General features: G+C 62.4%; 30 protein-coding genes. 8 read left to right on the top strand and 22 right to left on the bottom strand.

Annotation, left to right across the window (positions count from 1 at the left end):
• The first annotated feature begins 204 nt into the window (after nucleotides 1-204).
• The 5 genes from J2045_RS05810 (at nucleotide 205) to J2045_RS05790 (ending at nucleotide 2,963) form a co-directional block, all read left to right on the top strand.
• Nucleotides 205-414 (top strand): cold-shock protein, encoded by a 210-nt coding sequence (locus J2045_RS05810; RefSeq protein ID WP_006725042.1) that lies wholly within the window; start codon nucleotides 205-207, stop codon nucleotides 412-414.
• A gap of 133 nt (nucleotides 415-547) precedes the next feature.
• Nucleotides 548-769 (top strand): hypothetical protein, encoded by a 222-nt coding sequence (locus J2045_RS05805; protein ID WP_307370384.1) that lies wholly within the window; start codon nucleotides 548-550, stop codon nucleotides 767-769.
• 30 nt (nucleotides 770-799) lie between these two features.
• Nucleotides 800-1,180, top strand: a complete 381-nt coding sequence (locus J2045_RS05800) for a DUF6481 family protein (RefSeq protein ID WP_166599988.1) — start codon at nucleotides 800-802, stop codon at nucleotides 1,178-1,180.
• Nucleotides 1,181-1,379: 199 nt separating this feature from the next.
• The gene (locus J2045_RS05795) at nucleotides 1,380-1,733 is read left to right on the top strand and encodes a hypothetical protein (RefSeq protein WP_166599987.1); all 354 of its coding nucleotides are present in this window, start codon (nucleotides 1,380-1,382) and stop codon (nucleotides 1,731-1,733) included.
• A gap of 111 nt (nucleotides 1,734-1,844) precedes the next feature.
• Nucleotides 1,845-2,963, top strand: coding sequence for an endonuclease/exonuclease/phosphatase family protein (locus J2045_RS05790; RefSeq protein WP_307370381.1), 1,119 nt, complete (start codon nucleotides 1,845-1,847; stop codon nucleotides 2,961-2,963).
• Nucleotides 2,964-2,973: 10 nt separating this feature from the next.
• Here J2045_RS05790 and J2045_RS05785 read toward each other — a convergent pair whose 3' ends face one another.
• The 4 genes from J2045_RS05785 to J2045_RS05770 all read right to left on the bottom strand — a co-directional run bounded on the left by J2045_RS05785 (nucleotide 2,974) and on the right by J2045_RS05770 (nucleotide 5,602).
• Complete coding sequence (locus J2045_RS05785) at nucleotides 2,974-4,224, bottom strand: aminopeptidase (protein ID WP_307370379.1); 1,251 nt, start codon at nucleotides 4,222-4,224, stop codon at nucleotides 2,974-2,976.
• A 78-nt stretch (nucleotides 4,225-4,302) separates the two neighbouring features.
• Nucleotides 4,303-4,719: a DUF4345 domain-containing protein gene (locus J2045_RS05780; protein ID WP_307370377.1), complete on the bottom strand. Its 417-nt coding sequence runs from the start codon at nucleotides 4,717-4,719 to the stop codon at nucleotides 4,303-4,305.
• A gap of 57 nt (nucleotides 4,720-4,776) precedes the next feature.
• Nucleotides 4,777-5,250, bottom strand: a complete 474-nt coding sequence (gene ybaK / locus J2045_RS05775; RefSeq protein WP_307370375.1) for a Cys-tRNA(Pro) deacylase — start codon at nucleotides 5,248-5,250, stop codon at nucleotides 4,777-4,779.
• A 4-nt stretch (nucleotides 5,251-5,254) separates the two neighbouring features.
• Nucleotides 5,255-5,602: an ArsC family reductase gene (locus J2045_RS05770; protein WP_307370373.1), complete on the bottom strand. Its 348-nt coding sequence runs from the start codon at nucleotides 5,600-5,602 to the stop codon at nucleotides 5,255-5,257.
• Nucleotides 5,603-5,807: 205 nt separating this feature from the next.
• Between J2045_RS05770 and J2045_RS05765 the strand changes: the two genes are divergently transcribed.
• Entirely contained in the window at nucleotides 5,808-6,704 is an 897-nt protein-coding gene (locus J2045_RS05765) for a Tll0287-like domain-containing protein (RefSeq protein ID WP_166599981.1), read from the top strand.
• Nucleotides 6,701-8,212, top strand: coding sequence for a mechanosensitive ion channel family protein (locus J2045_RS05760; protein WP_307370370.1), 1,512 nt, complete (start codon nucleotides 6,701-6,703; stop codon nucleotides 8,210-8,212). Before J2045_RS05765 ends, J2045_RS05760 begins: the two co-directional genes overlap by 4 nt.
• A 56-nt stretch (nucleotides 8,213-8,268) precedes the next feature.
• Here J2045_RS05760 and guaA read toward each other — a convergent pair whose 3' ends face one another.
• The 13 genes from guaA to J2045_RS05695 all read right to left on the bottom strand — a co-directional run bounded on the left by guaA (nucleotide 8,269) and on the right by J2045_RS05695 (nucleotide 21,585).
• A complete protein-coding gene (gene guaA / locus J2045_RS05755) occupies nucleotides 8,269-9,831 on the bottom strand; it encodes a glutamine-hydrolyzing GMP synthase (protein WP_307370368.1) in 1,563 nt (520 codons plus the stop codon).
• A 76-nt stretch (nucleotides 9,832-9,907) separates the two neighbouring features.
• Nucleotides 9,908-10,546, bottom strand: coding sequence for a 5'-methylthioadenosine/S-adenosylhomocysteine nucleosidase (locus J2045_RS05750; protein WP_307370366.1), 639 nt, complete (start codon nucleotides 10,544-10,546; stop codon nucleotides 9,908-9,910).
• On the bottom strand, nucleotides 10,543-10,992 hold the full coding sequence (locus J2045_RS05745; RefSeq protein ID WP_307370364.1) for a PaaI family thioesterase: 450 nt from the start codon (nucleotides 10,990-10,992) through the stop codon (nucleotides 10,543-10,545). Before J2045_RS05745 ends, J2045_RS05750 begins: the two co-directional genes overlap by 4 nt.
• A 67-nt stretch (nucleotides 10,993-11,059) precedes the next feature.
• Complete coding sequence (locus J2045_RS05740) at nucleotides 11,060-11,512, bottom strand: TspO/MBR family protein (protein WP_307370361.1); 453 nt, start codon at nucleotides 11,510-11,512, stop codon at nucleotides 11,060-11,062.
• A 39-nt stretch (nucleotides 11,513-11,551) separates the two neighbouring features.
• Nucleotides 11,552-12,628 carry a DUF1513 domain-containing protein gene (locus J2045_RS05735; RefSeq protein ID WP_307370358.1) on the bottom strand — a complete coding sequence of 359 codons (1,077 nt, stop codon included), beginning with the start codon at nucleotides 12,626-12,628 and terminating at the stop codon, nucleotides 11,552-11,554.
• Nucleotide 12,629: 1 nt separating this feature from the next.
• Nucleotides 12,630-13,736, bottom strand: a complete 1,107-nt coding sequence (locus J2045_RS05730) for an imelysin family protein (RefSeq protein ID WP_307370354.1) — start codon at nucleotides 13,734-13,736, stop codon at nucleotides 12,630-12,632.
• Entirely contained in the window at nucleotides 13,736-15,262 is a 1,527-nt protein-coding gene (locus tag J2045_RS05725; RefSeq protein WP_370872996.1) for a di-heme oxidoreductase family protein, read from the bottom strand. The genes J2045_RS05730 and J2045_RS05725 overlap by 1 nt, the downstream gene beginning before the upstream one ends.
• A 47-nt stretch (nucleotides 15,263-15,309) precedes the next feature.
• Nucleotides 15,310-16,590 (bottom strand): imelysin family protein, encoded by a 1,281-nt coding sequence (locus tag J2045_RS05720; RefSeq protein ID WP_307370353.1) that lies wholly within the window; start codon nucleotides 16,588-16,590, stop codon nucleotides 15,310-15,312.
• 123 nt (nucleotides 16,591-16,713) lie between these two features.
• Nucleotides 16,714-18,006 carry an RsmB/NOP family class I SAM-dependent RNA methyltransferase gene (locus tag J2045_RS05715; RefSeq protein ID WP_307370351.1) on the bottom strand — a complete coding sequence of 431 codons (1,293 nt, stop codon included), beginning with the start codon at nucleotides 18,004-18,006 and terminating at the stop codon, nucleotides 16,714-16,716.
• 102 nt (nucleotides 18,007-18,108) lie between these two features.
• On the bottom strand, nucleotides 18,109-18,471 hold the full coding sequence (locus J2045_RS05710) for a septal ring lytic transglycosylase RlpA family protein (RefSeq protein WP_307370349.1): 363 nt from the start codon (nucleotides 18,469-18,471) through the stop codon (nucleotides 18,109-18,111).
• Between the two features lie 370 nt (nucleotides 18,472-18,841).
• Complete coding sequence (locus J2045_RS05705) at nucleotides 18,842-19,723, bottom strand: SDR family oxidoreductase (protein WP_307370347.1); 882 nt, start codon at nucleotides 19,721-19,723, stop codon at nucleotides 18,842-18,844.
• Between the two features lie 3 nt (nucleotides 19,724-19,726).
• Complete coding sequence (queG, locus tag J2045_RS05700; RefSeq protein ID WP_307370345.1) at nucleotides 19,727-20,881, bottom strand: tRNA epoxyqueuosine(34) reductase QueG; 1,155 nt, start codon at nucleotides 20,879-20,881, stop codon at nucleotides 19,727-19,729.
• A gap of 11 nt (nucleotides 20,882-20,892) precedes the next feature.
• Entirely contained in the window at nucleotides 20,893-21,585 is a 693-nt protein-coding gene (locus J2045_RS05695; RefSeq protein WP_166599970.1) for a glutathione S-transferase family protein, read from the bottom strand.
• 141 nt (nucleotides 21,586-21,726) lie between these two features.
• On the opposite strand from J2045_RS05695, the gene J2045_RS05690 reads away from it, so the two are divergent.
• The gene (locus tag J2045_RS05690) at nucleotides 21,727-22,533 is read left to right on the top strand and encodes an undecaprenyl-diphosphate phosphatase (RefSeq protein ID WP_307370343.1); all 807 of its coding nucleotides are present in this window, start codon (nucleotides 21,727-21,729) and stop codon (nucleotides 22,531-22,533) included.
• A gap of 63 nt (nucleotides 22,534-22,596) precedes the next feature.
• Here the strand turns inward: J2045_RS05690 and J2045_RS05685 are convergent, their stop codons facing one another.
• The 5 genes from J2045_RS05685 to J2045_RS05665 form a co-directional block, all read right to left on the bottom strand.
• Nucleotides 22,597-22,755, bottom strand: coding sequence for a hypothetical protein (locus J2045_RS05685; protein ID WP_307370340.1), 159 nt, complete (start codon nucleotides 22,753-22,755; stop codon nucleotides 22,597-22,599).
• 195 nt (nucleotides 22,756-22,950) lie between these two features.
• Nucleotides 22,951-23,931, bottom strand: a complete 981-nt coding sequence (locus tag J2045_RS05680) for a complex I NDUFA9 subunit family protein (protein ID WP_307370338.1) — start codon at nucleotides 23,929-23,931, stop codon at nucleotides 22,951-22,953.
• 131 nt (nucleotides 23,932-24,062) lie between these two features.
• A complete protein-coding gene (locus J2045_RS05675; RefSeq protein ID WP_166599966.1) occupies nucleotides 24,063-24,350 on the bottom strand; it encodes a DUF1330 domain-containing protein in 288 nt (95 codons plus the stop codon).
• Nucleotides 24,351-24,373: 23 nt separating this feature from the next.
• Nucleotides 24,374-25,078: an orotidine-5'-phosphate decarboxylase gene (gene pyrF, locus J2045_RS05670; RefSeq protein WP_166599965.1), complete on the bottom strand. Its 705-nt coding sequence runs from the start codon at nucleotides 25,076-25,078 to the stop codon at nucleotides 24,374-24,376.
• Nucleotides 25,079-25,080: 2 nt separating this feature from the next.
• Nucleotides 25,081-25,665, bottom strand: a complete 585-nt coding sequence (locus J2045_RS05665; RefSeq protein ID WP_307370336.1) for a histidine phosphatase family protein — start codon at nucleotides 25,663-25,665, stop codon at nucleotides 25,081-25,083.
• Nucleotides 25,666-25,671 lie beyond the last annotated feature (6 nt).

Raw genomic sequence — 25,671 nt, 5'->3', positions numbered from 1 at the left:
CACTTTTGATTGAGATTTCAAGCAGAATAAAAACCGATGGTTGACATTCATTAGAAACGTCTCTATCTAGGGACCATCGATATTTGCTTGCTGAGCTTTGGTTACCGCGCATCATTTGCGCCCTGTCGAACCTTCCTTTCAAAAATCGTTATCTCCACAGCGCATCCGCGCTGCGGCACTCTATGCGCTATGAAAGGGTTCATCATGACCACTGGCACAGTAAAATGGTTCAATTCCACCAAGGGCTTCGGCTTCATTCAGCCTGACAACGGCGGCCCGGACGCATTCGTTCACATCTCGGCAGTTGAACGCTCCGGCATGCGCGAAATCGTTGAAGGCCAGAAGCTGGCTTACGACATGGAGCGCGACAACAAGTCGGGCAAGATGTCGGCCTGCAACCTGCAGGCAGCCTGATAGATCCGGGATCCGCTTTCCTTTGACCACGGATGTACTGGCACTGTCGAAGGCACGATCCCACGGAAGGTCAGGCGGCTCGCCTGGCCTTTTTTTATTGCCCGCAAGGGCAGGGCTCCCGAAAGGAGACGACATGACCGAACAACTCACCAAATCGCGCCAGACCGCCGAGATCGCTTTTGCGAAGACGCAGTCTCAGTTTCTCGCGCGCGGTCGCGCGATTGACGAGCAGGACGCGATCACCTCGGCGCGCGATGAGAAGACGATCCGCCTGCGCGAGGCTCGCCTCACCCGCGAACGCGAAGCGCGCGAAAGCGCCACGGCGGCTCTCGTCGCCAAGCGCGCCCGCCCCTGACCCCCTATTGTCCAAGAGATCGGAGCACCGATGAAATTCAGCAGAGACCATGGCCTGGCCGAACGTCGCACCACAGCAACAGACGCCAAGGCGGCGTTGCTTCAGGCCTATAAGGCGGCCCATGCCGCAGCCGATCCCGAACGCGAAGCCCGCATGGCAGAGCGTGTCGCCCGCGCCGAAGAGCGTGAGCAGCGCCATGCCGAGCGCACCCGCCTGAAGGCCGAAGAAAAGGCCCGCGCCGAACAGGAAGCCCGCGAACGCGAGGAAGCCCTGATTGCCGAGGCCAACGCCGAAAAAGACGCCCGCGAACAGGCAGAAGCTTCGCGCATTAGCCGCGTGGTTGAAGACGAAGCAGCCCGCAAGGCCGAGCGCGACCGTCGCTACGCCGCCCGCAAGGCACGCCAGAGCTGATCGCCAGCCTTTGACGTCGCTGTCCCGCCGATGCGGGACGACTGGCCATCGAGACCATCGGTGGCCAATGTGGCGCCAGATCGGTTGCACACAACCGATCAACCTCATGTGATTATGCTGGACAACTATCGTCGTCATCACCACATCTGCGCCTGAAGCCGGATGTGCTCCCAAGCGTCCGGCGATATGGAGTATGATCATGATGAAGAAAATCGTTCTTGCTGCAGCCATGGCTGCAGCAACCCTCGCCACCGTTCCAGCCAGCGCCGCGACCTATGTCGAAGCCGGCGGCTGGACACCCCGCGAAATCCTGTTCGGCAAGCAGTATAACGGTAATGTCACGGCTATCCGTGTCGATGGTGGCGGCCTAGAGCGTAACACCTATCCCATGCAGGCCGTTTATCCGACTGGCAACAGCCTCGCTCTGGCCCAGTCCATGGTGACGGAAGATCCGAGCCTGTCCGCAGCACTTGAGGTGCGCGGCATTGCCACACACAACGTGCTGTGGGTGCAGACGGCCTTCAACGGTGGCAAGATCGTCTACTACCGCTGAGGGCGTGCTGGCCCCTCTTTGGTTGCGCCTGCAATCGTAAATCTCGCGACATGCGCGCATCATAATTGTCTGATATGACTCCCTCCCTGTCTGAGAGCCTGGGAGGGAGTGATGCGCCTTGCGGTCTACAACGTCGAGAACCTGTTTGATCGCGCCAAGGCGATGAACCTGGAGACCTGGGAGGACGGGCGCCCCGTCCTCGAGAAGTTTGCCGAACTCAACGCGCTTTTGGGCGAGGTTACCTATTCCTCCGCCGGGCGCCAGAAAATGGCCGCTCTGATCATCGCGCTCGGCATGGAGAAGAGCGATACCGGTCCCTTTGTCATTCTGCGCCGCAATCGGGGCGGTCTTCTGAAGCGCCCCAAGACGGGTGGCGTCGAGATCACCGCATCCGGCCGTGCCGATTGGGTCGGCTCGCTCGAACTGCGCGATGAACCCATCAACGAGCATGCCATGCGCAACACGGCGCGCGTTATCCGCGATTTGAAGGCGGACGTGCTGGGCGTGGTCGAGGCCGAAAGTCGGCCTGTGTTGAAGGCCTTCAGCGACGAGATCATCGCCTCGGTCGGGGGGATCCCGTTTCGCCATGTGATGCTGATCGACGGCAATGACGAGCGCGGCATTGATGTCGGCCTGATGTCCGGACCGCAATTTCCGATCGGCCGGATGCGCAGCCATGTGGACGATCGGCTGCCCGATGGCAGCGACCGCATCACCTTCTCCCGCGACTGCCCCGAATTCGAAGTCACGACCGCAAGCGGCAACAGGCTGCTGGTGATGGTCAACCACTTCAAGAGCAAGGGTTTTGGCGGCAAGGCCGAGTCCGACGGCCGCCGCAAGGCCCAGGCAACGCGTGTTGCGGAGATCGTCGCTGAGCGCCTGGCGGAAGGCTGGGATTTCATCGCGGTCGTCGGTGACTTGAATGACACCCCGGACAGCGATCCGTTGAAACCACTGGTCGCGGACAGCCCGATGAAGGATGCCTTCCTTCACCCAGCCTTCAACGATGGTGGTTTTCCCGGCACCTACGGCCTGTCGAACCCCGGCAACAAGATCGACTATCTGCTGCTGTCACCCAAGCTCTTCGACACGGTCACGCAGGGCGGCGTGATCCGCACCGGCATGTGGCCGGGCTCAAGGCCGAAGCGCTGGACAGTCTATGCGGAATTGCAAAGGCCACAGGATGCTGCCTCCGATCACGCGGCGCTCTGGGTTGATCTGGACATCTGAGAATTTGACCTCAGGCCCATTCGCCCTGGCGCATGACAGGCACTCTCGAGCCATCAGCTCGGATGCCGTCGATATCCACCTGACCCGATCCGATCATCCAGTCGATGTGGATGAGCGAGGAATTGCCGCCTTGCGCCTTGATCTGGTCCTGGCTGAGTGAGGCGCCATTGAGGAAGCACTTCGAATAGCACTGGCCGAGCGCGATATGGCAGGAGGCGTTTTCGTCGAAGAGGGTATTGTAGAACAAGATACCAGACGCCGAGATCGGCGAGGAATGCGGCACCAGCGCCACTTCGCCGAGACGGCGCGCGCCTTCGTCGGTGTCGAGCACCTTGTTGAGCACGGCCTCGCCCTTCGACGCCTTGGCCTCGACGATCCGGCCGCCTTCGAATCGCACCTGGATATTGTCGATCAGCGTGCCCTGGTGGCTAAGCGGCTTGGTCGAGGAGACATGGCCTTCCACCTTCAGCGCATGCGGCGTGGTGAAGACTTCCTCGGTCGGAATGTTCGGATTGCAGGTCACGCCGTTCTTCGCCGTCGATGCGCCGCCATGCCATTCGTGGCCATCGGCCAGGCCGACGGTGAGATCCGTGCCGGGGCCGGTGAAGTGCAGGGCCGCAAAACGCTCGCCGTTCAGCCAGGTCGAGCGCTTCTTGAGCTCACCATTGTGCTCGGCCCAGGCCGCGACCGGATCGTCGCGATCGACGCGGGAAGCGGCAAAGATCGCGTCGGCCAGCTTGCGCACGGCCTCTTCGATCGGCATGTCAGGGAAAACGAGCTTCGCCCAGGAGGGGTTCGGATAGGAGCAGATGTTCCAGTTGATGTCGAAATTGGAGATATGCTCCAGCGCCGGCTTATAGGCGATCGAGTTTGCCTTGTTGGCGCGGCCGACCTTCGACGGATCTTGCTCGGCAAGCAGCATCGGATTGTCGCCGGCGATGGCGAGGCGCGCTGCCCCGTTCTCATAAGCCTTGGCCATGCCGTCATAGAGCCAGTTGGGCGCGCGGTCGAAGCTTTCGTCATGACCGTGGCGATAACGCGCGAGCGTTGTCTCCTCGTCCGAATAGAAGGTGGTGACCGTCGACGCGCCAGCCTTGTAGGCATGGGCCGTGATCAGCCGCACCAGCGGCACGGCGACCAGCGGTGCCGTCAGCACCAGGTCCTGCCCCTTTTGCAACTGCAACCCGACCTTGATCGCCACCTCGGCGAGTTTGTCGAGCTTGGAAGGATCGATGGAGGCGGAGAGATCGGGGAGGGTCATGGGGTATTCCTGTTGTCGGGACATCATCGACTTAGGGCATGCATGCGGCAATTTGAAGGGCCGAGGTGATCTCGAAGCTCAGGCGGCTGGCCGCGCCGTGGCCTTGACAATCCAGAGCGCAAGCAGCGGGAAGAGGAGAAGCTCGGCCAGCAGCGACGGTAGGAGGTCTGCACCCATGAGCGGCCCTAGTTCCGATGCGGAAAGCCGCGCAAGACCACCGACAAAGATCATCCCGATCGCGGCAAGAACGGCATTCCGCAAATGGTGGAGGCGGAACGCTGCCGCGACAAACAGGATGCCGACGCCGAGCCAGACGCCGCCGATGAAGCGCACATGGCTGTCACGGGTGGAAAACAGCGAGGCATCGGTGACCTCGATGAATGGCCCGTCGCCCTGCAGGCCGAGCGTCTGGATGCCGCCGAAACCGATATTGACGCCGAGAAACACGATGCCGAGGCCGACAAGCGCCAGGATCGCCTTGAGGAGTATAGTCATGTCTGAAACCTTGGCCGATTGAAAGGTTGTAGCCGTAACATGGGCTCCCGCTATTCGCTAGGCTACCAGCGGTGCCGCGATGGCCCCAAGCGCCGACAACGCATCCCTGGGCGATAGCCGCACCTGCAAGCCCCGCTGGCCGCCATTCATGTAGACGAGCGCCTCGTCCATCGCTGTGATCTCGATCGCTGTCGGCACCTGCTTCTTCTGGCCGAACGGGCTGATCCCGCCGACAACGAAGCCGGTGAGCTTTTCGGCATTGGCTGGCTTCATCATCGCTGCCGACTTGCCGCCGAAGGCGCTCGCCAGCTTCTTCATCGACACTTCCCTGTCGGAGGGCACGACGACACAGACCGGCTTGCCGTCGAGTTCCGCCATCAGCGTCTTCAACACCCGCGAGGGATGCTCGCCGATCGCCTCTGCCGCTTGCAGCCCGATGCGCTCGGCATTCGGGTCGTAGTCGTAGGTCGCCGTGGTATAGGCCACCCCGGCCTTGTCGAGAAACTGCGTGGCGCGGGTGGTCTTGGCCATGGCGTCACACCTTGAAGGTCTGCTGATAGGTCTCCGGCTTGAAGCCGACCACAAGCGCCCCATCCACATCAAGCACCGGCCGCTTGATCATCGACGGTTGCGCCAGCATCAGCGCCTTGGCCTTTGCGGCATTGAGCCCTTCCTTCTGCGCGTCATCGAGCTTCTTGAAGGTGGTGCCTGCCTTGTTGAGCAGCACCTCCCAGCCGACCTTGCCGATCCAGCTGTCGAGGGTCTGAGCGTCGATTCCCCTGGCCTTGTAGTCGTGGAAGTCATGCGCCACGCCTTGGGTCTCGAGCCAGGTACGCGCCTTCTTCATCGTGTCGCAGTTCTTGATGCCGTAGATGGTGGTCATTCTTTTCGTTCCTCAAGAGTCCGGGCGAGAGATAGCAAAGCGTTTGGCCGATTCCTAGCAGCGCTTTGCTCGGCGCGCCAAACCAGAGAACCAGCCATTTTTGGACGATGCGACAGATTGCCACTTGTCCTGCAAGGGTTATGCTGCAGCGCATCATCTTCATGTCTTCGCATATCCATGACACCGCCAACCCCCCGGAGGCACTATGCGAATAGAGTTTCGTCTTGGACTGATCCTGGCCGTCTGCTTCGTCTTCGGTCTGCTGGTTGCGGGCTACATCTCCTATACCCTCGAATTCCGGCAGGCCCGCAGCGAAGTGAATGAGAAGTCGCGCGTGCTGCTCGAGATGGGGCTGGCGATGCGCAACTACACCAGTACCCAGATTGCCCCCCTGGTACGGTCGCTTGGTTATGAGGAGTTCCACCCACAGATGGTGCCGTCTTACGGGGCACAGGCGACACTCGGTATCTTGCGCGAGCGGTTTCCTGACTATCGCTACCGCGAGGCATCGCTCAATCCGACCAACATCGCGGATCGGGCAAACGACTGGGAGGTGACGCTCCTGCAGGAGTTTCAGGAGAACCTGGAACTCAAGGAAATGTCGGGGGAGGTGGGCGACGGGGCCGACCGACGCTTCTTCCTTGCGCGTCCCTTGCGCATGCCGAACGAAGGTTGCCTGCAATGTCACTCGACTCCCGAAGCAGCGCCCGCCTCGATGGTCGCGAAATACGGCAACAATGGTTTCGGCTGGAAGATGGGCGATGTGATCGGCATGCAGTTGGTCGAGGTACCTGTTGCGGGCCCGAACGGGCAGGCTGCCAAGAGCCTCGCGGTGACCATCGGCGCACTCACCTGCGTCTTCGTGCTGTCGCTGGCGGTCTTTCTGCTCCTGCTGCGCCGGTATGTCACCCATCCTCTCGAGGTCATCACCCGTCGGACGATCGAGACCAGCCTTGGCGTTGAGTGGCAGACGGCCGAGCCGCGCGTCCCGATGAATGGCCAGTTCTACGATCTCGAACAGTCCATCGCCCGGCTCAAGGTCAGTCTCAACGAAGCGCTGCGGCTCTTTCCGGATCTCGCCGGGAAAAAGAGGGAGCCATGAGCTATCTCCTTTCCGCCCTCCTGGTTGCCTCCACGGCCCTCATCTGGCTGCTGTTCGTCACGCTGGCACCCGATCATGGCGAATGGGCGCCGATCCTAAGGGATACGGCCTATTTCCTGACGGCGCTGAGCCTTGCACGTTTTGCCGAGGTTCTCGTCAACAGCCTTGTCGATGATTCCGACGGCAACAGCCGGACCACCGATCTCGTCAAGGTGATGAGTTCGATCGTCATCTATGTCGCCGCTATGCTGTTCTGGCTGCATTATGGCATGGCATTCGACATCACCAACCTGCTTGCGACGTCGGCAATCGTTTCGCTGGTGCTGGGCTTTGCCTTGCAGAACACGCTCGGCAACCTGTTTTCTGGCCTGTCCCTGGAACTTGAGCGCCCCCTGCGGGTAGGGGATTTCATCCGCAAGGGCTCCGTCGAGGGCGAGGTCGTGGCGATGAAATGGCGGTCAATCTTCCTGCGCACGGCGGATGGCAGCTCGGTCATCTTGCCCAACAGCATGCTGGCGACGGATGCCGTGGAAGTCGTGCGCCGCGGTCAGCTGGTGAGAGCGACGATTCCCTTCCTCATTCCCGACGACATTCCGCCCATGCGGGTATTCAAGGTGATCGAGGATGTGCTGGATCGCGGCATTCCGGGTGTGGCCACCGATCCGCTGCCCTCCGCTGTCATCAAGGGGCCAGTTCCGGAAACCCGTGTCATGCAATACGCGCTGCGGTGCCACACGACCAAGCCGATTGATGTCACATCTCTCGGCTCACGCGTGCTGACGGCCCTCTGGTATGCCTTCGATCGTCAGGGGATCCCCATGACGGGCGAGGGGCGGGACACCCCGGAGAAGGGGCCGTTGCACGGCCCGCCGGTTCTGGCAGAAATCGCCCGCTTCGGCCGCTTCCTGCGCTTCGGCCCGGGTGAAACCATCCCGCCGGAACTTGCAGGTTTCGTCGTGGACGGTGGTATTCATGAAGAGGTATTGCGGCAAGAGATCGACCTTGATGCAGAGCTGGCGCCTATCCTTGCCGCCGATTTTGGTCCGAACCGGTTGCCGCTCATCCCGCCAAACGACACCAGGCTGGTTGCCCGCCAGGCGGCCCTCTTCCTCGGACCCGTCGCCTTCATGCTCGCCGATCACTATGGCAGCCTGACCTCGGACCCCTACCTGCTCTATCACGCCGTCGCTTCACGCATTCCGGATGGCGTGGATCGGGACCGCTTCCTCTCGAATGCGCCCGAACGGCCTTTGCGGCTTCTCGCATCCGGCGATGCTTTCGGCTGGGCTGGCCGTGTGCAACTCGAAGCCGTCGCGACGCGCAGGCGCTCTGTCGTCTATTCCGCCGATCTGCTGGTTTTCGACGAGACGGTGCATCCGGCGCTGGCCGAGTGCGTCGCGCGTGAGGAGGTTCTGGATCGCATGCTCAACTCCTCGCCTCTGCTGGCGAGCCTCGGTTCGGAAATGCTCGAGGCACGGCTGTTGAAGCAAACGATGCAGCGCATCTGACACACCCGAGCCCAAACGAAAACGGGGCCGCCAAAGGCAGCCCCGTTGTCATCCGATCACTCCCACTCGATCGTGCCCGGCGGCTTCGACGTCACGTCGTAGACGACGCGGTTGATGCCGCGGACCTCGTTGATGATGCGGGTGGCAGCCCGTCCGAGGAATTCCATGTCGTAGTGGTAGAAGTCGGCGGTCATGCCGTCGACTGAGGTGACGGCGCGGAGCGCGCAGACGAATTCATAGGTGCGGCCATCGCCCATGACGCCGACGGTCTGCACCGGCAGCAGCACGGCAAAGGCCTGCCAGATCGCATCGTAGAGGCCGGCCTTGCGGATCTCGTCGAGATAGATGGCATCGGCTTCGCGCAGGATGTCGAGCTTTTCGCGCGTCACGCCGCCCGGGCAGCGGATGGCAAGGCCCGGACCCGGGAAGGGGTGGCGGCCGATGAAGCTATCGGGCAGGCCGAGCTCCTTGCCGAGCACGCGCACTTCGTCCTTGAAGAGTTCGCGCAAGGGTTCGACGAGCTGCATCTTCATGCGCTCGGGCAGGCCGCCGACATTGTGGTGGCTCTTGATCGTCACCGATGGGCCGCCGGTGAAGGAGACGCTTTCGATGACGTCGGGATAGAGCGTGCCCTGGCCGAGGAAATCGGCGCCGCCGAGCTTCTTGGCTTCTTCCTCGAAGGTCTCGATGAACAGGCGGCCGATGATCTTGCGCTTGGTTTCCGGGTCGGAAACACCTTCCAGCTCGCCGACGAACTTGTCGACGGCATCCACATGGATGAGGTGCAGGTTGTAGTGTTCCTTGAACATGGCAACGACATCAGCTGCCTCGTTCTTGCGCATCAACCCGTGGTCGACGAGGATACAGGTCAGCTGGTCGCCAACGGCCTCGTGGATCAGCAGCGCTGCAACCGAGCTATCGACGCCACCGGACAGCGCGCAGATGACGCGCTTGTCGCCGACCTGGGCGCGGATCTGCTCGACCGCCTTCTGGCGATAGGCGTGCATGGTCCAGTCGCCCTTCACGCCGGCGATGTTCTGCACGAAGTTCTGGATGAGCTTCGCGCCATCGGGCGTGTGCACGACCTCAGGGTGGAACTGCACGGCGTAATACTTGCGCGCCTCGTCGGCGATGAAGGCAAACGGCGCGTTGGCGGAGGTGGCGAGCACCTTGAAGCCCGGCGGGATCGCGGTGACGCGGTCGCCATGGGACATCCAGACCTGGTGGCGGGAGCCGACCGACCAGAGGCCGCTGAACAGATCGCAATCCTGTTCGACCTCGAGGAAGGCACGGCCGAATTCGCGGTGATGGCCACCTTCGACCTTGCCGCCGAGCTGGGCGCACATGGTCTGCTGGCCATAGCAGATGCCGAAGATCGGAAGACCGCTGTCGAACAACACTTGCGGGGCGCGCGGGCTGCCTTCATCGAGCGTGGAAGCGGGGCTTCCCGACAGGATGATCGCCTTCGGCTTCAACCGATGGAAGCCTTCTTCGGCGGACTGGAAGGGGACGATTTCGCAATAGACGCCGGATTCACGAACGCGGCGGGCGATCAGCTGCGTTACCTGGCTGCCGAAATCGACGATGAGAACACTGTCGGGATGTGCTGTCTGGGTCATGGCGAGCCTTTAAAGAAAAAGGCGGCCCGTTTCAATGGCAGATCGCCCAGAGAACCTCGAATTTTTGTGCAGCCGCTCAGAACCAGAAGACGCCGTCTTCCAGCGCTGTCTGCAGGCCATCGACGGCAAGCGCCAGTTTCTTGTCGATGACATGCAGATACTGCGTCCAGTCGTCGATATGGTTGACGTCGTGGCGGCCATCGGAAATGCCGCGCAACCCGATCAGCGGAATGTTGAAGCTCTGGCAGGCGCGCAGGATGGCGAAGGTCTCCATGTCGACCATCTGGGCGTCGATCGCCTGGTAGGCAGCACCGGAGACGACATTGGCGCCGGTCGAGAGCGTCGCCGTTGGAATGCCCGGAATGCGCAGTGGTAGCTCGACGGAGACGGGAAGATCGAGAAACGGCGTCTTGCCCTTCTCGAAACCGAAGGCAGAGGCATCCATGTCGCGGTAAGAGGCGGCCGAGACCTGGTAGATTTCCGCCTGTTCGAGTGTGGCCGATCCGGCCGAGCCGAGCGACACCACGAGATCCGGCAGGTCGTCATGGCTCGACAGGCGGGCGAGCTCCTTCGTCAGGACGACGGCTGCCTCCACCGGTCCGACGCCGGTCATCAGCGGCGAGATGCGGGTGCGCAGGAAGACACCATATTCCGCATCGGCTGCCATGACGAAGAGCACGGTCTTGCCGGCGATCGGCTTCATCTCATAGGTCATCCGGAAATTCCCTCTCGGCCACGAATGACCATCATCGTGCTGGTCATCGAGGCAATCAGCTTGGCCGGTCCGTCGGTCAGCGCATAGCCGCGACCATCGGCAACGATGATGTTGGAGCCGGGCTTGGTGATTTCGCCGCGAAACAGGAAGCGCTCGCCGCGCCCCGGCGACATCAGGTTCACCTTGAATTCGATGGTGAGCAGCGAAACTTCCGGTGTGGTCACCGTATAGGCGGCATAGCTGCAGGCGGTGTCGAGTGCGGCGGAGATCACGCCGGCATGCAGGAAGCCGTGCTGCTGGGTGAGCTTGCGGTCATAGGAAAGTTCGATCTCGACCACGCCGGGGCTGACGCGCGAAAGCTCCGCCCCAAGCGTTTCCATTGCCCCCTGACGCGCGAAACTCTGCCGAATGCGCGTTTCGACCGTTTCCTGATCGTAGTCCACCATGCCCTGTCCCCTTTGGCGGCGAAATTGGCACGGTCGTTCCAGGCAGGCAAGCCAGCGAAACGGAAATTCAGTTCAGCCAGGCAAGGCTCAGATTGAGCACGCTCGCGAAGGCGACCCAGGCCAGATAGGGCGCGAAGAGCAGGGTGGAGATACGGTCAATCGGCTTTGCCTTCACCATGAAGGCGATGATCGTTGCCAGCATGCCGGCAATGACCACCAACGCCAGTTCCGGATTCTGCAGACCGAAGAAGGCGGGCGACCACATCAGGTTGAAGGCCATCTGCGCGAACCAGAGCTGCATGGCCGCCGATTTCGGCGCCCGCTGCCAGATCCGGGCGCCGGCCACGCCGATCATCACGTAAAGCGTGGTCCAGACCGGGCCGAAGAGCCAGGAGGGTGGGTTGAAGAACGGCTTTTCGAGCGACTGGTACCACTCGCCGGGCATGTTGGTGAGGCCGGCGAGAAGGCCCGCAGCGACGACGAAACCAATGAAGAGAATGTAGCTCAGGATCTTGGACATGAGGATGATCTAGTGTTCCACATCTGGTTCTGCCAGCCTTCAGAGGCGAATGATATGCTGGTCCCAGGCGACAGGGCTCTGTGGGCCGAGGAAATCGCCGCGATAGGAGGAGACGGCAAAGCTCTTTCGCGAGGGGGCAATGCCGGCCGCATCCGCCAGCACCGTCTCCGAAATCAGCCGACCATGCTTGCCATCGAGCACGGCCCAGAGGCCGTTCTTCGGGGAGGCGATGCCGACGAGACCTTGCGATCGGTTGACGGCGATGGCGCCGACATAATTGCCCAGCCGGTCAGTCGTTTCGTCCGGTAGCTGCACATAGGAAACCGGCTCACCCTTCGAGAAATATCCGACCAGCGGCGGCCGATCGGTGCGCGGGCCTTCATACTGGCAAGCGAACCAGATGCGACCGTCGGCGGCCACGTCGAGATGCCGCGTGGAAAGCTGCTGCAGCTCCGGAAGCAGTGTGTGCTTCTCGATCAGCGCCCCGGTCTTGGCATCGGCCAGAACCAGCGATGGCTCCATATGGTCGAGGTTGAGCTTGGTGCGCCCGAAATCCGGATGCGTCTCGATCCCGCCATTGGCGATGACCAGAAGCCCGTCCGCCGTGACGGTGATGTCATGCGTGCCGATGCCATGGGCCGGAACCTCGCCCACCCGCTCGAAGCCGGAGATGCAGTCGTAGATCCCGATCACGCCGGCATTGGCGTCAAAGTCGTTTTCGCTCGAATAAAAGAGCCGGCCGTCGGGCGAAAAAGCGCCGTGGCCGAAATAGTGGCGGCCTTCCGCAGCAGCGATGATGCGCGGCTCAACGGATTTCTTGGCGTCGAAGATGACGGCAAAGGTCCCGGGCCGCCGGGCAAAGGCAACCGACAGCCCGTTTGCGGGGCTGTGGCAGAGCCCGTGGATGCGGCCCGGCAGCGCGATCTCGTCGATCAGGCTGCCGGCCTCGCTGACCAGCCCGATGGCGAACCTACCGTCCGGACGTTTGAGGCCACTGGCATAGACTGCATCCGTGCGCTCAAGCGCAAAGGCCGACCGGGCGCCAAGCCCCGCGACAAAAGCGAGGCCAGCGGAGCGCAGGAAGGCACGGCGATCAATGAGCGGCGTTGCGATCATCTCAGTCGCCGTCGGAGAAGGAGAAGCCGGCGGCAAGGCCGATGCCGCCGCCGAGATCGTTGTTGAGTCTCAGGATCAGGTCGCGGCTGTTGAGCAGCAGGAAGTCGAGCTTGGCGATCTGGGCCGGATCCTCGAAGACCTTCGCCACATCCGGCTTGATGTCGGCTGAGACCCGTGACAGCGAACGGGCGACGAAATCGGTCGAGGAGACGACCGAACGATTGTCCTCGGCCAGAAGCTCGGCCATGCCCGATGTGTCCAGCAAGTCGCGCAGGCCTTCGATATTGGCGGTGATCGAGCGGAAGGTATTGCCCGAACGCCAGTAGATCGCCTGGCGCGGCAGGGCCTTCCTCGGATCGCCCTTGTAGAACTGTTCGATCCGCTGGTCGCGGATCGTCTCGGCCGCATGCACGAGCACGCCGAGCAGTTCCTTGGCGGCCTCGGCCTCGTCGCGGTAGAGCGGGTTGTTGGGTCCGGGCGTCTTCCAGGTCGCCGCGACACCATCCGGCGCATCCCAGGCGGCAGATAGTTCCGAGCCGAGGCGCTTGAGGTTTGCCGCGATCGCCGTTCCATACTGGCAGCGGTAATGGCCTTCGGTGGTCGTGAGCGTTTCCGAGCCGGTGCCGAAGAGCACGAATTCCAGCGCGCCGAGCCCCTGCATGGCAACGCTCTTGCCCTTTAACGTCTCGACCGAAGTGACGCTCGGGTCTGGCTTGGCAAGGGCAGCCTGCACCTGCTTCAACCCGGTGCCCTTGCGATCGGGGAAAAACAGGATGCGCTCGAAGCGGTTGCCCTCAATGACCGGCCCGACACGCACGATCTCAATGCGGGACCAGGCTTCAACGACATCGCCGAAGGCCGATTGCGCGTTCAACAGGCTGTCGGTCGAGGGCGCCTCGCAGAGCATGGCCATGGATTCTTCCATGGTCGCTGCCTCTTCGGTGAAATGGCGGTAGCCGGGACGGATAAAGTCGTCGACGGCCCGGGCCATCACGGTCGGCACCTTGGCGACATCGAGCACACCGACACTCGGGCTCGATTCCTGCGCCAGGGCGTGCAGTGGCAGCAACATCGTGGAGAGAAGAGCAAGGCGCGTAATTAACCGCATCAGAGGGACTCCAGAAACGTGATCAGGGCCTTGCGGTCCTCGGGGTTGGTTGCGGCAAAGGCATCGCGGGCGGCCTCGGCCTCCCCGCCATGCCAGAGAATGGCCTCGGTCAGGCTTCGCGCCCGGCCGTCATGCAGGAAGAAGCTATGGCCGCTCACCACCTGCGTCAGACCGATACCCCAGAGCGGCGGCGTGCGCCACTCCCGGCCCGTGGCATCACCCACGGCCTGGCCATCGGCAAGCCCTTCGCCCATGTCGTGCAGCAGGAAATCGGAATAGGGCCAGATCAGCTGGAAGGCCTGCGCCTTGTTCTCGGCCTTGCGGCTGGTGACAAATTTCGGCCGATGGCAGGCGATGCAGCCGCTGGCGTAGAAGATCTCCTTGCCGCGCAAGACTTCGGCGTCATCGACATCGCGGCGCTTCGGCACGGCGAGGTTCTTGGCGTAGAAGGTGACGAGGTCGAGCACGGGATCCGGCGCTTCCGTGTCGCCGAGCCGCGGCTGGACACCGGTGGCGGCCCCGAAGCAGGCGGTCTGCTTCTCCGTGCAATCGCCGAAATGCCTGGGATCATCCGGCGTCGAAATCCCGATATCGCCGGCAAAGGCGCTGGCGCTCTGATCGCGCACCGAAGCATTCTGCGCCTTCCAGCCGAAGCGGCCGAGCTTCATTTCGCCGGTCCGGTGGTCGCGGGCACGGGCGGCGCGTCCGGAAATGCCGTCACCATCGAGGTCGTCGGGATCGGCAAGTGCCCTGATATCTTCTTCGGGGATCGCTTCGATCAGGCCGAGCCCGATCATCGGATTGGCGATGCGCGGCGAAAGCGTCGTGCTTGGATCGAGTGGGCCGTAGTTCAGATCGCTGACGGAGTAGCTGGGTTTGCGCAGCATCACCGTCTCGCCGCCTGATAGCGTCACCGGCTCCTCGGCATAGGTGATGACCATGCGGCCTTCGGCGGCCATGCCGGGGATCGCCTGGTCTTGAAGCTGGCCGCCATAGACGGGATCGGGCAGCGAGGCGATGTCGAGCCGCTCAAGCTTGGCCTGCTCTTCACCTGTCGCGGCAGCGCGCGCCAGCCTGAAAAACATCGAGGTATGGTCGCGGTCGCCTTCCGGCGGATGGCCGCGCCCGTCCTTCAGGTGACAGCTCTGACAGGCCCGCGCGTTGAACAGGGGGCCAAGACCGTCGGACGCCTGGGTGGAGGAGGGGGAGGAGACCCAGAGCTTGCGGAACAGCGCATTGCCGAGCTTGAATTCCTGCTCTTCGGCGAAGGTGATATTGGCGGAAAAGTCGGAAAAGGAGTCCGCGCTCACGCCGCGTGGGGACGTGCCGGCCCCGCCTTGCATGAGTTCGAAACTCTCTGCCTTGCCGAAGTCCTGCGTCGGGCGGGTCACGGTGATGACGCGGGACTTGTCCTTCGGCGTCAGATCGGTTCGCCCGATAGCCTCTCCTGCGGCAACGGGCGAGATTGTGAGGCCCGTCGTCAAAAGCATGCCGAGGCCGGCGAGGATGGCCTTGCGAGTTCTCATGATGGGGATCGGGCCGCTCCCTTGAAGGGGCGGCCCGCCTTTGCTGCTTACTGGAAGACCGCGCCAGGATTATCAAGGCTGTCGGAGCCTTCAAGCTCGATCGTGCCGAGATCCAGCGACGCAATGACGCGCTGGATGGTCTGGGTCTGGTCGATAAGGCCGTCGATGGCGGCCTGCACGGTGGCATTGCCCTCGGCATTGCCTTCGCCGATCATCTGGTCATAGGCCTCCTTGGTCTGAGCGCGCTCGGCCATGGTGTTCATGGCGGCGAGCGTCTTGTCGAGCTTGCCCTTCATTTCCGCATCGAGTGCGGCATCCTTGGCGGCGACGAGTTCCGACAGCGACGGGCCGGTCATCTTCGTGCCGTCGACGCGGGTGTATTCGCCGGTATAGGCAGAGGCGATGCCGATGGAGTCGTTCAGATGCGAGGCATGCGTGTTGTCGGAGAAGCAGTCATGCTCTTCTTCCGGATCATGCAGCAGTACGCCGAGCTTCATGCGCTCGCCGGCGAGTTCGCCGTAGGAGAGCGAACCCATGCCGGTGAGGATTGCGGAAATGCCCTTCTGCTCGTCGGCGAGAACGGCCTTCGTCGCTTCGCCCTCGGGCGCCCAGGCAGCGACCATCTCTTCGAGGTCCTGGACCAGCAGCGTGGAAGCGGCCTTGAGGTAGGCGGCGCGGCGGTCGCAATTGCCATTGGTGCAATTGGCGGTGTCATAGTCGGTAAAGGAGCGGTTGCCAGCACCCGGGCCGGTACCGTTCAGGTCCTGGCCCCAGAGCAGGAATTCGATGGCGTGATAACCGGTCGCGACATTGGCTTCGACTTCGCCCGCTTCGTGCAGCGTCTCGGCGAGGAACTCCGGCGTGATCTTGGAGGCATCGACCTCTTCGCCGTTGATCTTGATCTTCGGGTTCGCAATGACGTTCGCCACGTAAAGCGAATTGCCGTCGCTCTCGGTGCCGTAGCCGGCGTCGACATAGTCGATCAAGCCCTCATCCAGCGGCCAGGCATTCACCTTGCCTTCCCAATCGTCGACGATCGGGTTGCCGAAGCGATAGACTTCCGTCTGCTGATAGGGAACGCGGGCGGCGATCCAGGCCGCGCGCGCGGCTTTCAGCGTTTCGTCGCTCGGCTTGGCGATCAGCGCGTCGATGGCCGCATCGAGAGCCTTGGCGGTCGAAAGCGCATCCTGGAACTTGGCTTCAGCCAGCGCGCTGTAGTGGGTCAGCACGTCCTTGGGTGCCGGCGCGGCAAGTGCCGGACCAGCGAAGATGGCAGCCGATGTGACGAGCAGCGCGATCGATGCGCCGATGACGGATTTCCGGATCATGGTGTCTCCCTTCGGCGCCGATGGGCGCCTCGTATTGAACGGACGCCATGTCTTCGCGCAAAAAGAAACTGGTGTCAAACAGTCGACTATAAGAAACAACTGTTGGAATTGACTATGGTCAAATCACGTCGGCCGACGACGCATGCGACAGAAGAAGAACCCGTCGGTATCCATGCTCGCGGGGCTCAGTGTCACGGTCTTGCCATCCGCCGAGCGCGGCTTCGGGGCTGACGCCCCGAAAAGACGCGTCCAGTCTTCAACCACGGAGACGATCTCGAAGCTCGGATTGGCCTTGCAGAAGGCCTGGACCTGGCGGTCATTTTCCTCCGGCAGCACCGAACAGGTGACATAGAGCAGGGAGCCGTTCGGCTTGACGAAGGTCGAGGCCTCGGCCAGGGCCTCCTGCTGCTGCGCCACACGCTCCTGCAGGTTCCGGTCGGTCAGGCGCCACTTGGTGTCGGGGCGACGGCGCCATGTGCCGGTGCCGGTGCAGGGCGCATCGACGAGCACATGGTCGCAGCGTTCCTTGAGGCTTGAAAGCCCCTTTGTGCTGTCATGCACCTGAACATTATGGGTGCCGGCGCGTTTCAGACGCTCGATGATCGGGGCCAACCGCTTGCGGTCGGCGTCATAGGCGTGCACCTGGCCCTTGTTGTTCATGGCAGCCGCCATCGCGAGCGTTTTGCCGCCACCGCCGGCGCAGAAGTCGAGCACCTGATCGCCTTCGCGCGGTGTCACGAGATCGGCGACGATCTGAGACCCCTCGTCCTGCACCTCGAACCAGCCCTTCTGGAAGCTGACTTCGGCCGTGACGTTCGGCAGGCGCGAGGGGCCTTCGCCTGCCGGCACACGCATGCCGAAACGGGCGATCGGCGAGGCCTGGGCGCCGGAGCGATCGAGCGCCTTCAGCACCTTGTCCCTGTTGGCCTTCAGCGTGTTGACACGCAGATCGAGCGTCGGGCGGGTGGCAAGCGCCTGTGCCTCAGCCAGCCAGTCGTCTCCGAAGGCCTGTTCGAACGAGGGCTGCACCCAGTCGGGGATGTCACCCTGCACATGCAAGGGCGCGTCCGAGAGGTTGCGGCTGGCAAAGGCCTGGATCTGGCTATCGGTGAGGGGGGCGGGGGCGAAATTGTCGCCTTCGAGATCCGCCTGGAGCGCCTCAAGGCTCATGCCCCACTGACGCAACAGAACGGCCCAACCGAGGCTATGGGCGCTGTCGTCATCCATCAGCCAGGCATGGGAAAGCTTCATGCGCAGCGCATCATAGACGATATTGCCGATCGCCGCACGGTCACCGGAACCGGCGAAACGATGCGAAAGACCCCAATCCTTGAGGGCATCGGCAACGGGACGGCGACGAGTCTCGATATCGTTCAAGACTTCGATCGCACCGGCAAGACGGCCGCCCAGGCGCATGGTCATTCTCCTCTGAAAGAAGAGAGCGTGGTAACGGCGATCACGGGCAAGAGCAAGCGTCTATAGCCATGAACCGATCGCCGCTCCCGTATGTCGGGCGACTTAGCCGATGATCTCGTAGCAGACCTTGGCATGGCCGGAGCGGACCATGCCGATGTTCTGGGCCGCAGCCTTGGAGAGGTCGAGCACGCGACCGCGGATGAACGGGCCGCGATCATTGATGCGCACGACGACGCTCTTGCCGCTGCGCGCATTGGTGACCTTCACCTTGGTGCCGAAGGGCAGGCTCTTATGGGCTGCCGTTAGCTTGGCCGGGTTCATACGTTCGCCGGAGGCGGTCTTCGATGTCAGCGCGTACCAGGAGGCACCACCGCAGGAAGACTTCGCATTTGCACTTTGGGGTGCGAAAGCACAGAGTGCAGCAATAGTTGCAGCGGCGAAAATAGAGCGTCGGTTGATCGTCAAGTTTTACGTCCCTAGTCGTTGACACGAGCGGTTTTTTGCGTGCCGACGGCTAAGCAGGGTCAAAAATGGCAAAAACGTGCCCTCATTTGATCACGAAACATTTCACAAGGAAACATTCGTGATCGAAAGGTTCGGAGTCTTTACCTTAACGATTTATGAAGAATGGAGAAAAATCGTTTGAATCCATGCGCTTTGCAAGAATGAAAAACCAGGCTGCGTCCGAATTCAGGCGATCACGGAATCGAAGAAGAAAAATTTTGCGCCCCTGCCATATTTGCTGCCTGAATTGTGGTTCCGGCGGGGCGCATGCCGATATTTTGCAGGCTTATGCGTCCGCTTCAAGCAAAGTTTGACCTCGGAAAACGCATCTTCAGGTCCTTTGGTTCCATGTGCCCGTACCAAGTAGATCGGCCAGGGACATATGGTAATTCGGGTACTGGAAGTTGAAACCCAGCGCCTTGATCTTGGCGTTCGAAACGCGCTTGTTTTCTCCGTAGAAGGAGCGCGCCATCGGCGTCAGTTCCGCCGTCTCGAAGGGCTGTTCGGCGGGGGCGTCCATCTCCATCAGCCGGGCCGCCTCCGTCACCACGTCCTGCGGCGGGGAAGGCATGTCGTCGGTGACGTTGAAGATCCCGCCCGTCTTCGGGCCGGCGAGGAAGGCGGTCGCCAATGCGATATCCTCGACGCGGATGCGGTTGAACACCTGGTCCTTCTTCACCAGCCGGCGCGCGGTGCCGTTCGCGAGGTTGAGGAAGGTGTTGCGCCCGGGGCCGTAGATGCCGGAGAGGCGCAGGATCGCAAGCGGCAGGTCGTCACGTGCTGCCACGACCTGCCAGGCTTGTTCGGCCTCCACCCGCTCGACCGAGCGCACTGAGACCGGTTTCAATTCGGTGTCTTCGTTCACCCAGGCGCCGTAGTGATCGCCATAGACCCCGACGGTCGAGAGATAGGCGATCCATTCAAGCTTCGGCATGAGGGCCTTGATGCCCGGCTGTCCGCAGAGGCGGATCAACGGATCGCCTTCGCTGCCGGGAGCGATCGACTGGACGAGATGCGTGGTCTCGGCGAGCTCGGCACGCAGCGGCTCCGACAGGCTCGTGCCATCAAAGACGAAGGGCCGGATGCCGGTCTCTTCAAGCGCCTTGCCTTTTTCAACGCTGCGCGTGGTGCCGGCGACGGATACGCCCTGACCGCTGAGGAGCTTGCCGATCGCCTTGCCCGAATATCCCGCTCCGAAAATCATCATCCGCATGCGTCAGCTCTCCGTCATCCATTCCTGCCGGACATGCTCGTCCGTTTCTGTCGCCAGATGCTCCGCCCGGAGCCTCATGAAGTCTTCTCCGGCCAAAAGCCGCGACAGCGCCCAGATGGCCATGCCGCGCACATCGGCGGAAACGTCCGTCAGCAGAGCTGCGCAGGCCGGCGCCAGATCGGGCAGTCCGGAATTCCCTGCCGCGATCAGCACGTTGCGCACGAAGCGATCCCGCCCGATCCGCTTGACCGGTGAGCCGCTGAAATAGGTGCGGAAGGTCGGATCGTCCAGCGTCAGGAACAAGGCGATTTCAGGGGCCTTCAGGTCCTCGCGGGCGACAAGCTTCATCTCGCGTGCAGCTGCGGCAAACTTGTTCCAGGGACAGGCCGCCAGACAGTCGTCGCAGCCATAGATGCGATTGCCGAAGGCGGGGCGTATTGCCCGGTCGATCGGCCCCTTGTGCTCGATCGTCAGATAGGAAATGCAGCGCCGCGCATCGATCTGGTAGGGCGCTGGGAAGGCGTCGGTCGGACAGGCGTCGAGACAGGCCCGGCACGAGCCGCAATGGTCGCGCTCGGCTTCATCGACTTCGAGCTCAGCCGTGGTGAAGAGGCTGCCGAGGAAGAGCCAGGAACCGAAGTCGCGGCTGACGAGATTGGTGTGTTTGCCCTGCCAGCCGAGGCCGGCTGACGCCGCGAGCGGCTTTTCCATCACGGGCGCGGTATCGACGAAGACCTTCACGTCCTCGCCTGCACGCGCGGCAAAGCGCGTCGCGACTTCCTTGAGGCGCCCCTTGATCACATCGTGATAGTCGCGGTTGCGCGCATAGACGGAGATCGCTGCCTTCTCAGGCTGCGCCTGCAGCCGGCGCGGATCCTCATCCGGTCCATAGTTCATGCCGAACATGACGATGGAGCGCACCTCGGACCAGAGGGCGCGTGGATCGCCGCGCCGCTCCTTGGTCTCTTCCATCCAGGCCATGGTGCCGTGACGACCGGCCTCAAGAAAGCTCTCAAGCCGCGCCGGTGCTTCGGGAATGGCATCCGGCAGCGTGATGCGACAGAGATCGAAGCCCTGCGCCTCCGCCTCCTGGCGCAAGAACCGTGTGAGATCTGCCCGCCGCTTCCGGATCTTGTTGTCGATCTGCGGCTCGTCCATGGCAGCGTCAGTCAGAAGTCGAGGTCGGCGTAGTGCGACACCGGCGTGATGCCGCGCACCCGCTCGGTCAGCATCGGCCGGAAGGACGGCCGCGATTTGATCCGCTGATACCATTCCTTGGCGACCGGATACTCGTTCCAGTCGATCTCGCCCAGATAGTCCAGCACGGAGACGGCAGCCGCAGCAGAAAGATCGGCATAGCTCAACCGCTCACCGGCGATCCACTGGCGCGAGCCGGAAAGCCAGGTCAGATACTTCATGTGGTGGCGGATGTTCGAGCGCGCCGTGCGAAGGACCTTCGAGTCGGGCGCGCCTCCACCGAGCCCGTTCGGGATGATAAGCTTGTGCACGCGTTCGCGCACCAGCGGCTTCGTGACATCCTGCTCCATCTTCTGCAGGAACCATTCCGTCAGCCGGCGGATCTCGGCGCGCTGGAACGGGTCTTCGGCAAAGAGGCGCCGGTCGCGCTTCAGGACGCCATGTGTTTCGTCGATGAATTCGGAAATGACGATCGGACCGCAAAGCGCCCGCATGTTGTCGTCGACATAGACAGGCAGCGTACCGGCCGGGTTGAAGGCGAGGAATTCCTTGCGCTTCTCCCAGGTCTGCTCCTCCACCAGATCCGTCTGGAAGCCGTATTCGGACAGCACCAGGCGAATGAAACGGGACGCGGTGGACATCGTATGATGGTACAGGGTCGGCATCGGAACTCGGATTCTCGGATTTTTCAGTGGCCGCGACGCAGGCTGTCGAAGCGGCTGGTCATCAGCGCGGCTTCCAAGCTATAGGGTTTCGGCCCCGGCAATACAAGCAAATCACTTTGCCTTCCCCTTGAAGGAGACCTCATGGAAGATCAATCCATTATCAGCGCGCTGGTCCTTGGCCTCATCGAGGGCCTGACCGAGTTCGTGCCGGTATCCTCCACCGCCCATGTTCTGCTGGCGGGCCATTTCCTCGGCTTTGAATCGCCCGGCAACACCTTTGCGGTTCTGATCCAGTTGGGTGCGATCCTTGCGATCCTGAGCGTCTACTTCGCCAAGCTCTTAGGCATTGCGCTGTCGTTGCCGACAAGCGCCGAAAGCCGACGCTTCGTCGGGGCTGTGCTGCTGGGCTTCCTGCCGGCCGCGGTGATCGGCGCGCTGGCCCATGATTTCATCAAGACGGTGCTGTTTGAAACGCCGATGCTGATCTGTGTCGTCCTCATTCTCGGCGGTTTCGTCCTGTTGTGGATCGATCGGTTGCCGCTCAAGCCCCGCTATACCGATGTCACACAATACCCGCTGTCGCTCGCCTTGAAGATCGGCTTTTGCCAGTGCCTGGCGATGATCCCGGGAACCTCGCGTTCGGGGGCGACGATCGTCGGCGCTCTGCTCCTCGGCGCGGACAAGCGTTCGGCGGCGGAATTTTCCTTCTTCCTCGCCATGCCAACCATGCTCGGCGCGTTTACGCTCGATCTCTACAAGAACCGCAATGCGCTGACGATGGACGACGGCCTGATCATCGCGATCGGCTTTGTCGCAGCCTTCATCTCGGCGCTCTTTGTCGTCCGGGGTCTCTTGGATTTTGTCTCAAAACGGGGCTATGCGCCGTTTGCCTTGTGGCGGATCGCGGTCGGCACGCTCGGCATTGTCGGACTTCTCACCTTCGGCTGAAGTCACAAGACGCAGACAAGAAAAAAGGCCGTCCCGAGGGGCGGCCTTTTCTATCTGGGGAAATCAGTTGGTCGCCGGAATGGACGACGTCGAGCAGGGGTCGATGCCATAGGCAGGCGAGCAATTGTCCTTGCGGGCCGCCACCGTGGTCGGGGCGACGAAGGAGCCAGCGATGATTACCAGTGCCGCACATGCGAAGAACAGTGCGATGGACTTGCCCATGGAAATGCCTCTTGAGACTGTCTGAAAATGAAGGGCCGGCAAGTGCTGCCGGCTGGCTGTTGGGGGCCAGTCTTTACGCATTGCCACGACCGCCATCAATAGGCGAACTTGCTTTATCCGCGGTTAACGCAGGTCTTTGTTTAGTTGCGTCTTTTGTGCAACGGCGTGACGATTGTCAGGCGATGCAAGGCAGCCTCAGGCTGCCTTGCCGGACCCCGTATACTGGCCGTGAACGCGATACTGCACGAGATAGGTCGGCAGGATCGCAGCCATTGTCACCGGCTGGATGCCAAGGCCTTCCAACGTGCGACCTTCCGCCTTTGCAGCAGCAGAGACGACGTTGTCTTTCTTCAGCAGCTTCACCTGATCGCTGGTGAGCGGCGGCGTGATCAGCGGCACGGCAGAGGCGATGCTGCCCATCAAGGAGGCGATGCCGAAGGGCAGGGTGATGAGCGCCCGCTTGCGTCCGATGATCTCCAGCATCATCTCGAGACACTGCTTGAAGGTCGCAACGTCACGGCCGCCGAGTTCGTAGATCTTGCCGCGGGCAATCGAGCCGTCGACGGCGCGTGCCACCACTTCGGCGACATCTTCCACATAGACCGGCTGGAACTTCGTCTTGCCACCGCCGACCAGCGGGAGCGCCGGGGCGAGGCGGGCCATGGCGGCGAACTTGTTGAAGAAGCCGTCCTCTGGTCCGAAGACGATCGAAGGGCGCAGGATGGTGGCGTCAGGCAGGATTGCCTGGACAGCCGCTTCCGCACGACCCTTGGTGGCGGCGTAAACCGAATCCGACTTGGCGTCGGCGCCGATGGCCGAGATATGCGTCAGGCTGGCACCGACCGAACGGGCGGCTTCCGCCACCGCGCGCGCGCCAAAATCCTGCACGGCGTCAAAGCCGTTGCGGCCGCTTTCAAACAGGATGCCGACGCAGTTCACGACATGGTCTGCGCCCTGAACGGCGGCGTCGACCGACGAGCGGTAACGCAGATTGGCCTGGACGAAGGAGATCTGGCCGACATTGCCGAGCGGCTGCAGGAAGCCGGCGAGATCAGGGCGGCGAACAGCAACGCGAATGCGATAGCCGCGCTTGGCAAGCGCCCTGACGACATGCCGTCCGACGAAGCCCGAGCCCCCGAAAACGGTGACGAGCGGCGGAAGGTTGGACAAGGTCATGGACGGCTCCCCTGAACTGGCTGGGCGCACACGATATGCGCGATCTGGCCTCTCTTAACCGAATCGTCCGGCGGGGGAAAGGCCCGTCAGAGCCGCACCCGGGGGACATCAGGCCTCAGGCGAGGCGAGGCTCAGACGCCCTCGACGACCACCATCTCTGCATCCGCCGCTTCTTGGCGGATCTTGGCGGCGATCTGGTATTCCGGTGAGTTGTAGCAATCAACGGCGGCCTGATAGGTAGGGAACTCGATCACCACGTTGCGCGCACGAACCTGGCCTTCGAGCTGGGTGTAGGGACCGCCCCGCGCGAGGAAAGTCGCGCCATACGTTTCGAAAGCCGGCTTCGCAGCCGCGACGTAATCCTTGTAGCGCTCGGGATCCCTGATATCCACGCGTGCGATCCAATAGCCCTTGGCCATGTCTTCCTCCCGGTTGTTGTCGATTATGGCTGCTTGGCCAGCGCCTCGTCCATCTCGGCAAGAATGGCGAGTGCCGCCGCTTTGGGATCGCCGGCCTTGACGATCGGGCGGGCCACGACGAGGTGGCTGGAGCCGGCCGCGATCGCATCCGATGGCGTCATCACGCGCTTCTGGTCGCCCTTGTCGGCGCCGGCCGGCCGGATGCCGGGGGTGACGATCGCCATCTTCGGCCCGACGATCTGTCGCACTGCGGATGCCTCTTCGGCCGAGCAGACGATGCCGCCCATGCCGGCGATGCGGGCCTGTTCGGCGCGCCTGAGAACCAGCGTATGCGGATCGTATTCGTAGCCTGCATCGGTCAGATCCTGCTCGTCCATTGAGGTCAACACGGTGACGCCGAGCAGGCAGAGGCCGGAGCCTTCGGCCGCCTTGACGGCGGCTGCCATGGCTTTCGGATAGGCATGCAGCGTCAGCATGGTCATGCCCATGCGTGCGATGTTCTCGACTGCGGAAGCGATCGTGTTGTCGATGTCGAGCAGCTTCATGTCGAGGAAGACCTGCTTGCCCTGCTTGGCCAGGTCGCGGGCGAATTCAAGGCCGCCGGCAAAGGCGAGCTGGTAGCCGATCTTGTAAAACGAGATGCTGTCGCCGAGCGTCGAGACGACGCGCTCCGCTTCCTGGACGGTCGGAACATCCAGTCCGACGATGAGACGATGACGTGCGCTCAAGTTTAAGACTCCTGCCAGATCTCCATGGCCGTCCAGTCGCATGAGACGCGTCGGTCTGCAAGGGAGAAGCAGAAAAGATTGCCGCCGCCCCCAGGCTGATCCTGCCGCCGTGAGATTGGGATGCCGGTGAAATGGCATTTCAGCAGGGTGCCAACGCCACCGTGACCGACAAAGGCGATCGGCTTGCTGGGGTCATGCCTCGCCAGGATGTCGCTGACTGCTTCGACGATGCGCGCCTGCGCGTCAGCGGCACGCTCCCAGCCCCGATAGCTTTCGTCCGGATGCGCAAAGAACCAGTCGGCTGCCGTCTCGAAATCGGAAGGCGCAAGGAAGCCGGTCGCAGACCGATCGTTTTCATGCGTCGACCTGTGGATCTCCATCTGGATCCCCGCAGCTTTGGCCAGGATGTCTGCGGTCTCGATTGCCTTGCGCTCGCCGCTGCTGATGATCCGCGAAAGCTGTTGCACCCAAGGCTGTTTCGCACAGACCTCGGCACGTGCTCGCCCGGCAGCCGACAGACCCCAATCCGGGACAGGGACCGCCGGATCGATCTCGATCTGCGGATGCGTGATGTAGAGGCCGAACATCGCTCG

Source organism: Peteryoungia aggregata LMG 23059 (genome assembly GCF_030814435.1).
GTDB classification, from domain to species: domain Bacteria; phylum Pseudomonadota; class Alphaproteobacteria; order Rhizobiales; family Rhizobiaceae; genus Allorhizobium; species Allorhizobium aggregatum.
This window is presented reverse-complemented; position numbering and strand designations above follow the sequence as displayed.